At 66.3% G+C, this 10,387-nt stretch carries 9 protein-coding genes; 3 read left to right on the top strand and 6 right to left on the bottom strand.

Annotated elements, in window-relative coordinates; all coding sequences use genetic code 11:
• Positions 1-71: 71 nt before the first annotated feature.
• A complete protein-coding gene (locus tag O5O46_RS33330; RefSeq protein ID WP_269859408.1) occupies positions 72-1,316 on the bottom strand; it encodes a helix-turn-helix domain-containing protein in 1,245 nt (414 codons plus the stop codon).
• 198 nt (positions 1,317-1,514) lie between these two features.
• Between O5O46_RS33330 and O5O46_RS33325 the strand changes: the two genes are divergently transcribed.
• The gene (locus tag O5O46_RS33325; protein ID WP_269859407.1) at positions 1,515-1,640 is read left to right on the top strand and encodes a hypothetical protein; all 126 of its coding nucleotides are present in this window, start codon (positions 1,515-1,517) and stop codon (positions 1,638-1,640) included.
• A 356-nt stretch (positions 1,641-1,996) separates the two neighbouring features.
• Complete coding sequence (locus tag O5O46_RS33320; protein WP_269859406.1) at positions 1,997-2,380, top strand: hypothetical protein; 384 nt, start codon at positions 1,997-1,999, stop codon at positions 2,378-2,380.
• Here O5O46_RS33320 and O5O46_RS33315 read toward each other — a convergent pair.
• The gene (locus O5O46_RS33315) at positions 2,367-3,800 is read right to left on the bottom strand and encodes a DUF6177 family protein (protein ID WP_269859405.1); all 1,434 of its coding nucleotides are present in this window, start codon (positions 3,798-3,800) and stop codon (positions 2,367-2,369) included. The two genes, O5O46_RS33320 and O5O46_RS33315, sit on opposite strands and share 14 nt — an antisense overlap.
• Before the next feature lie 562 nt (positions 3,801-4,362).
• On the opposite strand from O5O46_RS33315, the gene O5O46_RS33310 reads away from it, so the two are divergent.
• Positions 4,363-5,202 (top strand): hypothetical protein, encoded by an 840-nt coding sequence (locus O5O46_RS33310; protein WP_269859404.1) that lies wholly within the window; start codon positions 4,363-4,365, stop codon positions 5,200-5,202.
• A 114-nt stretch (positions 5,203-5,316) separates the two neighbouring features.
• Here the strand turns inward: O5O46_RS33310 and O5O46_RS33305 are convergent, their stop codons facing one another.
• From O5O46_RS33305 to O5O46_RS33290, 4 genes are all read right to left on the bottom strand, one after another.
• Positions 5,317-5,784: a hypothetical protein gene (locus tag O5O46_RS33305; RefSeq protein WP_269859403.1), complete on the bottom strand. Its 468-nt coding sequence runs from the start codon at positions 5,782-5,784 to the stop codon at positions 5,317-5,319.
• A gap of 106 nt (positions 5,785-5,890) precedes the next feature.
• The gene (locus O5O46_RS33300; protein WP_269859402.1) at positions 5,891-9,628 is read right to left on the bottom strand and encodes a hypothetical protein; all 3,738 of its coding nucleotides are present in this window, start codon (positions 9,626-9,628) and stop codon (positions 5,891-5,893) included.
• Positions 9,625-10,017, bottom strand: a complete 393-nt coding sequence (locus O5O46_RS33295; protein WP_269859401.1) for a DUF6507 family protein — start codon at positions 10,015-10,017, stop codon at positions 9,625-9,627. Before O5O46_RS33295 ends, O5O46_RS33300 begins: the two co-directional genes overlap by 4 nt.
• Positions 10,018-10,071: 54 nt before the next feature.
• Positions 10,072-10,380 carry a pore-forming ESAT-6 family protein gene (locus O5O46_RS33290; protein WP_269859400.1) on the bottom strand — a complete coding sequence of 103 codons (309 nt, stop codon included), beginning with the start codon at positions 10,378-10,380 and terminating at the stop codon, positions 10,072-10,074.
• Between the last annotated feature and the right edge of the window lie 7 nt (positions 10,381-10,387).

The following is a 10,387-nucleotide window of genomic DNA, read 5'->3' as shown; positions in this document are numbered from 1 at the left end:
CCGTAGGCGTCGCAGAAACTCGTCCGCCCCGCACGACAACCTGTCGTACGGGGCGGTTCATGGGGGTGCGGCTACAGGGCGCTTCGGTCGGTCGCGGGAGCGAAGCCGTGGTCACCAACCCCGATGGGGCTCACGCCGACCAGCGCGGAGACCCGGCGGAGCCGGTCCGTGCTTCCGGTGCCCACCTTCTGCAAGATGACTGACGGCAGGGTTTGATGGCGGGCCCACACCGGATCGTTCGTCAGCGTGTCCTCCAGCGTGTCCAGCGCGTTGTCCCATTGCTGGGCGTCGGCGTAGGCCAGAGCCTTGTCCATGGCGTACCGGCTCTGTGCTGCATCTGTCAGGTCCGATACGTCATCGACCGACCCGATCAGCTCCAGCGCCTTGCCGACATTCCCCAGAGCCACGTTCACGCCGACGGCCTGCGTCGTCGCTGTTGTCGGCCCGAACAGCGTGCCGTGGGCGCGCACTTCACGGCCCATCAGTGCGCCCGTGGCATGCGACTGCGACAGGTAGTCCGCAGCCCGCTCCTTGTTCCCTAGCCTCGATGCCACCACCGCGGCGAAATTGACGTGGCTGCCGTACGCGACCAGTTGATCCGGCGTTGCCCGGGACATCCGCGGCTCGATGTCCACCGCTGACCGCTCCGCCAGCTCCAACGCCTCCGGAAGCCGTGCGTCCCGCAAGTACACCCACGCCCTACCGGACGCAACCAGCGCCCCCCGCAGGGGGTCCGCCGCGCTCTGCGCCGCTTCCTGGGCGTGCCCGATCGCCGCGTATGCCAGCTCCCGGTTGCCCATCAGATTCGCCACGTAGGCGCTGATCCGGTAAGCGTCGGACAGCACTGCCCAGGCGTCGGCCTGCTCGTCCACCGGCTGTTCCCGCAGCCGCGCCGACGCCGCGATGACCAGCGGCGCCACGATCGCGCCGACTTCGGTGTACCGGCCAGCCCAGTACACGTCCCAGCAGCGATCGACGGCCTGCCGCAGCTCGTCGAGCGGGCTCGCCTCGGCGTTGTCGGGCAACATCCCGACCGCTGTGTCGTGTACGGCCCGCGATAGCTTCCGCATGGTGGCTCGGTCGCCCTGGTCCATCGCCCGGCGCGGCGCCTGCTGGCCGAGGATTACCGAGGTATCCGCACCGAGGGCGTCCGCGATCTTCATCAGCGTCGGCAGGGACAGACGCTTGTCTTGCTCGGCGTTCTGGATGGTGACGATGCTCAGGCCGGTCATTTCGGCAAGATCGCTCTGCCGAACGTTCTTTCCCCGAAGCGCTTTGATGCGCTCGCCGGTGGTGTAGTCGCTCCACTGGGGCATACTGTGCTCCATTCCTAGCGTCCACTGGGAACGGTACCCCCGTCCGCCGGCCGGTGACTGGTGAAGCCCCTTACGGATTGCGTAAGAGGCTTTCACACGCTCGGACTTGAGCCTCGCGCCGTTCCGCCACCTGGACGTTGCATGGGCCCCTGGCAAAATCCAGACCTGGATGTCAGTGCCTCCCCGTACGCTTGTGCCATGCCACCGCGAGCAACCTTGTCGGCGGTGCCCGCCGAGCGCGCGGCCCACGCCCAGCAGCGCATACGCGCCCTCACCACAAAGGGCAACCTCGCGCCCGCCGACCGGCTCAACCTCGCCCGCTAGCAACGGGAATGGGTCCAGGCGTGGAAGGCATCGTCGGGGCACGATTACACCCCTGCTACGTAGGCTGGCGGCCGTGCAGAGGAAGGCCCGTGAACCGGATCGTCCGGGTTCTGTCGCGAGAGCGCTCATCCCTCCCTGGGCTCATGGCGCCGAAGCCGTCACGGCGATGCTTCGTGTGCGCCGGGTCAAGAGCCACACGTGGCCCCTCGACCAGGACTTCCGTTTTCGTCTTGTGGCTCGTTGGGTGCACAACACAGATGGGAACAGAAGACCCATCCGGCCGCCCCGTCCGCAGCGCCTCCCCGGCGATGCGGGCTGCGGCTGCGGCGGTGTCGCCAGCCAGCACGACGCGCGTCGTGGACTTGGACGAGCAGATCCGTGCCAAGCAGGCCGAGATCAAGGCACTCCGGCAGAAGACCCCAGTCCGACAGGATCCCGCTCTCGCCGACGCCTTGCCCGCCGGAACCTGCGAGATCGCGGCACTCCCGGATGCCCTCCGAAGGAGGATGTTCGAGGCTTTCCAGCGGCAGATGCACTACGACAAGCGGGTCAACCGCGAATGCGTGAGTTGGACGAAGGAGGAAGGACGCCTGGGACTTCTCACCCTCGTGACGGTGCCCCCCGTGACTCCAACAGGTCGCCCCTCGAACTCCAAAGCAGACAAGGCCAAAGTACGCAGTCCGGCGAGGAGACACCTCGGGGAAATATACCGATTAGTTACGCTCGTCAAGTACGCATGATGTTCGCCTCGCCCAAGTGTCGTGTGAGCTGTTCGAGGCTCTTCCACCCCGCGGTGGCATCTGCTGTGTCGAGGCGGTAGTACAGGCCGGGGCGGTCGGGTGGGCCGAGTGGTTGCGGAGGAGTGGGCAGCGGCGGACGACTGGCGTGGGCAGGGCCTGCGTCTTCGACTGGTTGGGGGCCGAGGGCGAAGGCGAACGGAGTGGGGATGCCTTCGACATGTGGAGGGACCGTGAGGTCACAGCGAGCCGTCCGGTGTTGCGCAAGTAGCGAGCGCAGATTGTGGTTGGTCACCAACTCGCCTGCTAGGGAGGCAAGCTCGCCTTCGGCAATTTCCTGCCCCTTGCGATAGCCGACCGCGAGCGTGATGTCTTCTTCCACGCCATCCTCGGTGCGGGATACGCGCATCGTGGCTATGGCCGGGCAGTCGGGTGAGCCCACGGTCGTGATCCACGTGTCGTCGGGGGCGCGGTGCCGGGCAAGGCGGGTGATGTCCGGCCGGGACCATGGGAGGTTCACGGGCTCGGCGGTGGCCCAGCCGGCGGGGGGTGCGCCGGTCAGGGTGCGCCAGGCGCTCTCCAAGGCGCCGCCGAGGAGGAGGTCGTCGGTGGCGGGGTGGCAGGTAGTGAAGGAGAGCAGGAGCTGTCCTTCGCCTGCATGCGCTGCATCGGGCGTGGTGAAGGCGTGGGCTATGGGTGTCTCGCCTGATGGGGCTGGTACCAGTGTGAACGCTCCATCGTTCCAGTGGAGTTGGGCACCTGAGAGCCCGTCGTAGTAGGTACCGTTCGGGTCGCGGATGACCCATCGATTGGGCAAGCCGGTCAGCGCTGTGCGGGTGGGCAGGCTGAGGCGGGCGTCAGGTGGGGTGACGATCTGCAGGGCGCGGCCACTGGTGATGCATGCTCGGAGCGTGTCGGAGAGCCATGACGTCATGGGCACGACCGGGCGGTTTTGGATCACGACTGCGACGCGGTCGGTGAGGACGTCGACGGCGGGCTGTGCGGCTGCTGGGGTGGGGACGACCGTGGTGTCCGCTTTGACCGGCGCTGCGTTGTGGGGCGGGAGGGCGGCGTCGGCGGGCCAGACCGTGCCGTCGAGTTGGCGGGCGAGGTTGCTTGCGAAGGCGGCTGCAATGCGTTCGCCCTCTAGGGCGGCGGTCGACGCCCGGGCCTCCACCCACCAGGTGGGCGTGGTGACTGCATCGGCATCCGCGCCGAGCAGACGGGCGGTCTCGCCCGGAACTTGCACGAGGATCGGGGACTCAACCGACATCAAGGGGCGACCGCCGCCGTCGCAGAGCTGGAGGACGGCGCCCTCGGCTACGGATTGCACATGGAAGTCCGGGCCCGCGGACAGCAGTGCGGCAATGATGCTGCGGCTGTCGGGCATGCGGGGTGTGAGTGCGATGACGTCCTTGGTCACGCGGAATCCTCTCGGGGCACCGGTTGCCGCATCTCGCCTGCTGGGCGAGGTGCGAGCGCGATCTGGATCAAGCGGGGGTCTCGCCCCGGCGGATGAAGCTTCCCCGCCCGGGGGCTGGATGGTCGCAGGGGCGGTGCCCATCAGCTGGCCTTCGGTACGGTCGTCGGAGAGGACCAGGCCGGTCTTGCCGCCTTCGCGCAGCGCGACCAGGAAAGGGTCACACAAGCCACGGGAGCCGCCAGCAATGCAGCGGATGCTGCAGACCACGGAGACGGTAAGGACGACCCGACCGACTGCAGCGTCCTGGCGCTGCGCACTACGGCCATCGTGATCACCGAGGTCATGACGCCAGCGATCGGCCTTACTGTGTGCGCTGCACTCCCGATCCTCTCTTGGCGCAGGGTTAACGGTGCCGCGATCGTGCGAGGGGCGGTGCCGACCAGATGCCGGGGCGTGCGTACCGGGCGGTGCACGAGTCGCATGGTCACCGGCACCTCCCACTTGATATGAACGACCGGTGAGCAGTGACGACGATCGTGCGAGGGATGGGATCGCTGCAGACGTGCGGGCGCTCGTTGCCGATCTGCTGCCGGTGCTCGCTCCGCACGCCATGCTCGACCAGGACGCGGGTCGTCTCGTCCTTCTCGTCGGTACCGCGCACGCGGAGGTCTCCCTCGACAGGCTCACCGCTGCCTGCGCGAAGCTCCCGCCACACGCCTGGCCGACTCGCGTCGAGGCGTGGCTCGGCGAGAAGACGGGAGAGGTCGCTGCGGCGCTCCAAGAGCGGGAGCAACGCGGCTTGGTAGAGGAGGCGTTGCGGGTCCAGGTCACACCGCGCAAGCGCCGAGGTGAGCGCAGGCTGCTGATGTGTACGCCGTACGGCAACCTGCTCGACGTTGTCGTCACGCATCGACCCCTCGCTGGCGGCGGCCCGGCCAGCGTTTCGGCGCTTAGCCGGGAGGACGTCAACCGGCTGGCCGTGGCGGATCCCGGCAGTCGTGCCCTCGCCAACACCTTGCGCGAAGAGTTGCCGATGTTCACCGTCGCTGACCGGGTGTTGCCCACTGGCGATCCGGTGCGTGTCATCAGCCATTCGACCAGCCCGTATGTCACCAGCGCCCTGCTGGACATCACCCGCTTCCTGCCTGGCCCATGCCCGTACGGCGCCTTGATCGCGCTGCCGCGCTACAGCGAGATACTCCTGCACCGGGTCCATCCTCAAAGTCTCCATCAGGCGGCCCGTGCCCTGGCCGATCTCGTCAGCGCAACCCGCGCGCGAGCTCACGACCCCTGCACGGATCGGCTGTTGTGGTGGGCGGACGACGCGCTGTACGGCGTGAGTTTCGGTCGGCTGGCAGGACGGCTGAGGGTGCCGCGGACCCTGCGTGGTCTGATCCACTAACCCTCCCCCTCACCTGCGTACGGCCTGGTTTGGCGGCGCAACCACAACCGTCGACGGCGTACTGCCACCGACTCCAGCAGCTGACTGTCGGAATCCGGCAAGATCGGCCCGAACTCAGGTGGTCTGCTCCGGGGGCAGGCCCTTGATCTTGCGTGTCACCCTCTCGACGAAGGCGTTTGCCTCAGCCTCGGTGATCTCCTCGTGCTCGTCTTCGTCATTGTGTCCGAGCTCGTACAACCTCAGGTACTGCGTAGGCTCCCAGCGCAGGTTTCGTGTGAAGGCCTCGTCATGTTCGACGCCGCCACTGATCCGGCGTCGAACGACGCCACTCGGGTTGCTGCGAGAAAAGCCCTCGCTAAATCTCGCGTAGTACTTCGTCAGCTCTTCCGCCGATCCCCCCTGGGAGGGTTGCCGGTGCTTGCGCTCCTCGGGAGTCAAGCGTTCGTACGCGGCGAGAACCCTCTCCTTCCCCTCCGCCAAGTCGAAGGTCGTTCCGCCATCTCCGGGATAGGGGTTGCGGTGGTCGTAACCGCCGGGGTGGATGTCGCGGGGGATACCGCCGGGAAATGCCGCGCAGGACATGATGTAACGATCGGCTGTCGTGCGGGAATCTGGATTCAGCCGACGCTGCAAGTGCGAGCAGGCGTCACAAATCGTAGGGGTGCGGCGCATTATGGCAGGAGTCCTTCTAGGGTTTGAGGTACTTGTCGATCATCTGCCCAATGCTGACGGCGAGCGGGCGGGGGCTGGGGGCGAGTTTGTACTCCGTGAACAGTTCGGCCATCATCTCATGCGGGTCTGTCGCACCGTAGTCAGAGACCAGCAGGGCGACTTCACTCTCGGTGATGGGGTCGTGCGGCTCGCTACTAGAGTCGTACGGCCGACCTATAGCCTCCGAAATCCTATGCTCAAGCTCCTGGTTCGCGGCTGGCGAGTCGAAGATTTGCTGGGCCAAGTGGTGGCCGAACTCATGGTAGAAGATCCCTTGTACGGACCCTCCGCCGGGCACGGTCCAGTTGGCTGCCTCCTCTTCCGCGCCAAGCCTCATCCGCTCACCGTAGTCCGCAAAATCCCCGGAATCCAGATAGATTCCCCGCACCTCCGGCCCGCCATCGTGCAGGATGGCGTACGCCAACACCGAGTCCTCGCCAGCGGGGATGGTGTGTACTACTTCTAGGCCTTTGAAGGTTGCCGGATACTCCGAGGAAAGCGCGTCCATTGCCTTGTTGATATCTCTGGCAACTTCAGGCGAGATAGCGTTCGCTGTGTAATTGATGTCGACGCCGTGCCGGTCACCGATCGTCTTTCCTTCCAGCTCCGCGGCATTGAGCTGGGGATCTGCAGGGCCGTCGCCGTACAGACGGTGATCTGCAGTGGCGTGATCAGATCCGCCCGTGTGGCCGTGGTCTCCTTGGCCGTCGTGAGGCGTGTGCTCGGTATGGGGAGGTCCTGAATCTTCGCGGTGGGTCGGCAGGGCGGTGCTATGGCGCTCATGGGCCGCGGAGGTGCCCGCATCATGCCCAGCGTGGTCCAAATGGATCGTGTCGGCATGCGGCGGAACCGGGACACGGCCGAACAGCTCATGCTGCTGTGCCTTGATCGCAGCGATCTCGTCAGCCGAGGTACCGGGCAGTCGTTCCCGCTCGTAGAGCACGTGCGTGTCCATCTTCGCCGTGAAGCTCTCCGGCGTGTGGAACTGCACCTCGAACATCTGGCCCGTAGACGGGTCGCGCCAGGTCGAGTTGATCCCCTTGTAGCCTGAACTCTCCCAAGTGTTCTTGAAGGTGACGTTTTCAAAACCACGAGAGCGAAGGTCGTCAACGGCGTGCTGGACGCCGTGCGTGTAGTTTTCGCTGGGGATTTCGACGGTGTAGCGCAGCGAGTCCTTGATCCGGGCCAGCGCGCCTTCCGGGGTGAGCTCGGGGTTTTCCAGCATCGCCGTGGCGATCTTGCGCTTGAGGGAGTCCCCGCCCTTCAACCGGTATTCGAGCCCGTTGAGCTTGGCGTGGTCCACGTCGTGCGCGATCGACTGCACCGCCTCAGTGATGTGAGGCTCGGTGGAGACGGCCCGGTCCAGGAACTGGTGCGTTGCGGCATTGGCTTCTGGGCTCAGCGTGAGGCCGTTGGGCCCTTCCCAGGAGCCGTCGACCAGGTTGCTGCGGGGGGGCTCGTCGGGCGGAAGGTGGATGCCGCCGTAGTTTCCGCCGTGCGAGCCGACTTCACCCGGCGCAGCGTGGCCGTCAGTGGTGCCGGGAGGCTCCATGTGCTCGTGTGTGACGGCGTGTGGAGGTGCGTGCGGGGCGTGCGGTGAGGAGCCCGCGTCGGTGTGGCCGAGATCGTCCGTGGAGAACGGGGCGGAGTAGTCCTCCCGCGCGGGAGGCTCTCGGTGTGTGCTCCAGTCCGCCACCTTGGTGGCGGCAGCGTGCGCCTCGGTGTACGGCGCTCCCGGGTGGGCGACGTAGTACCGGTGTTCGGCGAGTTCGTGCTCCAGTAGCAGGACATCCGCGGGTGTGTGCTGTCCGGAGCGCAGCCGGATCCATGCCTCGGCCATGTCTGGGTTGGCGTCATAGCGCGCATGCACAATGCCGCCATCGACTGATTCGAGGGGGTGCTCCTCTTCGAAGATGTGGTGCTTGATGGCATTGAGTTCTTCCGTCGAGAAGCCGTGCGTGCCGTCCAGGCGCTCAACGTCGTGGAGCGCTGCGGCCATGCTGGGAACGTCGTCGGTCCCTCGGATGGAGGTGTAGGCGTCGTTGGCCCACTTCTCCGTCTTCATCCAACTGCGGAAGGTGCCGTCGTCCGGAGGGCGGATGGAGCCGCCTGTTTGTCCTGGCAGGAGGGCGATGCCGTCGGTTTGCGGGTGGTCGTGGCCGATCCATGGGTCGGTAGGGGCGGCGTGGCCACTGTGGTCAGCCGGGCCAGGAAGCGCGTGGTCGGCGTGGGTCCCGGCGCTGTGCGCTGCTTCGTGGGAGTGGTGGGCTGATGGATCCGCCAGATCGTGGCTCACGTTCCCGGGCGCGTGCGTGGTGACGTGCTCTACGGTGAGAGGGGTGTCGTGTCCCACGTGGGAGACGACGAGTTCGTTGGCGCCGTGCGCCTCGATCACTGTGCCGTCGGGGAAGTGCCACTCTCCGTTGTGGAGGACGGAGCCGTCGGAGAACTTCGTCGCACCGTCGGGAAGTTCGACACCGTGGAGCTTCGAGAGGTCATCGAGGCCATGGATGTCGCCGGTCTTGAGGCTGTCCAGGGCGGCGGCGATGTCGGAGAGCTTCGGCAGCTTGCCGGCCGCTGTGCCCACAGCCTTGGCGACGTACGTCATCGGGTCGACGAGACGTCCAGCCTTACCGAGGGCGCCAGCGGCCTTGGCAGCCGCGGCGAAGCGCCCGGCCTCCTCGGCTTCCCCGATCTTGGTGAGGGGGCCGGCGGCAAGGGTGCCGACGTTGAAGACGGTCGAACCGGCGGCGCGGACGGGGTTGGTCTTCCACTCATCCCAGGCGACGAAGCTCCTGGCGAAGGCGTCAGCTGCCTTCTGGTCGCGCTGCATCCACTGCGGGACCTCGCCGGTGGGAAGGCCCGCTCCGGTGCCGGGCGCCATCCCGTTGGCGAGGCTGTTAGCGGCGGCAGGGAGATTAGGGATGGCCTTGGACAGGAAGCCGACCGTCACATCGCCCAGCCCTGCCCAGGACTGGCAGAAGGTGTGCGGGTCAAAGACGTTGACCAGATGGCCGAGGCCCTTGAGACCACCCCAGACGCCGTCGACGATGAAGCCGTCCCACACACCGACTTTCGCGTAGTGGCCGAGACTACCCAGTACGCTGCCGAGGCTGTTCCAGCGATAGGTCTGTTCGACTGCCTGCCCCCACGGCAGCTCTTTGGCCTGGTTGAGCTGGCTCGCGGTGTAGCCGTACATGTTCGGCTTGTTGGATCCATCGTTGGCAGTGAATCCGACCCCGCAGAAGAACGACTCAATCTTGCCAGCTGCCTTGCGCTCGGCATCCCAGAACGCCGACACCGTGGCGTTGACTTCATGCCAAAGGTTGTTGTGTTCGTCGACGCTGTGCTGGTTGGAGCGCCAGTGCGGGTGGCCCTGGATGCGGGCGCGGAAATCCGCCGCCTGCCTGCGCAGGTCCTTCAGCTTCTGCGCAATGGGGCGGACCTCGTTGGCGTACTCCGACAGTGCGGAGGCGACGGTGGCCAGGTCGTCGCCGAAGGTCTTTGCGCCATCGGCCACCGGCTTGGTGGTGGCGAACAGCTGCTCCGCCTCGGGTGCTCTATAGAAGGCGGACAGCCCCTGGAACGTGGAGTGCACATCACCGCCGGACTTGGTGATGTTCCCGCCGTCAGTCTTCAAGCCCGAGGCTTCGGACTCGAGTTGGTCGAGGTTGCCGGTGAACTGCGGGATCTTGTCGGGATCGATCAGATTCACTGCTTGTCCTGCTGCGGAGGAACGTACGGAGGAAGGGAGGGGTACTTCTGGACGGCGTTCTTCTGGGCTTCGGCAGCCATGTCCAGGTCGCCGTTGAGGTAGTCCTTCGTCGCATCCACCGCGCCTTGCAGTGACGCGCCGCTGCGCTGAAACAGGTACTTCAACGATGCCTCGGTGGATTGGGCGAACTGGCCGAGCGCCACGCCCACCAGGCCGACGCCATCGATGCCCTCGCCAGTCAGAGTGCCAGCGGCGTGCGCGGCGCCTTCCAGGTGCTTGGCGTACGACTTGGCATCGCCCTCCATGCCCTTGGCGGCCTGAGCAGTCTTGGTGACGATGCTGTTGACCCCCGCCGGGTCGATGTCCCACTTTCCGTCCCCGTGCGACAAGCCGTGCTCACCCCTCCCCGTAACGTTTCTGCTGAACCGCGTACCGTCTCGGGTTCAGCCGATTGCGTCGACCGAGGCCTTCGCGCGCTGCAGGGTCTGCTGCGCGGTGCCGTCGTTCTTCTCCAGCGTGGACCGCACCAGGTGGATGATCTGCCGCACCTCGTTGGCCGCACGGTGCCACCGCTGCTCCTTGCCGTGGTACTCATCCGAGACACCATCAGCCTGAAAGTCGGCCATCGCCGCCTTCACCTGCTGGTCCCGCGCGTTGATCACCGTCTCCAACTGCGAGATCACACCCGCCAGATTCGTCTGCGCCTCCGCGGACGCACCCGTGTCATAGCTACGACGATCAGCGTTACCCATGAACCCA

This window comes from Streptomyces sp. RPT161 (assembly GCF_027533845.1).
In the GTDB taxonomy this organism is placed as follows: Bacteria; Actinomycetota; Actinomycetes; order Streptomycetales; family Streptomycetaceae; genus Streptantibioticus_A; species Streptantibioticus_A silvisoli_A.
Note: the sequence above shows the minus strand (reverse complement) of the source record. Positions and strands in the feature narration are given on the sequence as shown.

Excerpts from the sequence above, each read along its gene's own strand:
- O5O46_RS33330 (WP_269859408.1), bottom strand. The coding sequence starts at position 1,316 with ATGCCCCAGTGGAGCGACTACACCACCGGCGAGCGCATCAAAGCGCTT.
- O5O46_RS33325 (WP_269859407.1), top strand. The coding sequence starts at position 1,515 with ATGCCACCGCGAGCAACCTTGTCGGCGGTGCCCGCCGAGCGCGCGGCC.
- O5O46_RS33305 (WP_269859403.1), bottom strand. The coding sequence starts at position 5,784 with ATGTCCTGCGCGGCATTTCCCGGCGGTATCCCCCGCGACATCCACCCC.
- O5O46_RS33290 (WP_269859400.1), bottom strand. The coding sequence starts at position 10,380 with ATGGGTAACGCTGATCGTCGTAGCTATGACACGGGTGCGTCCGCGGAG.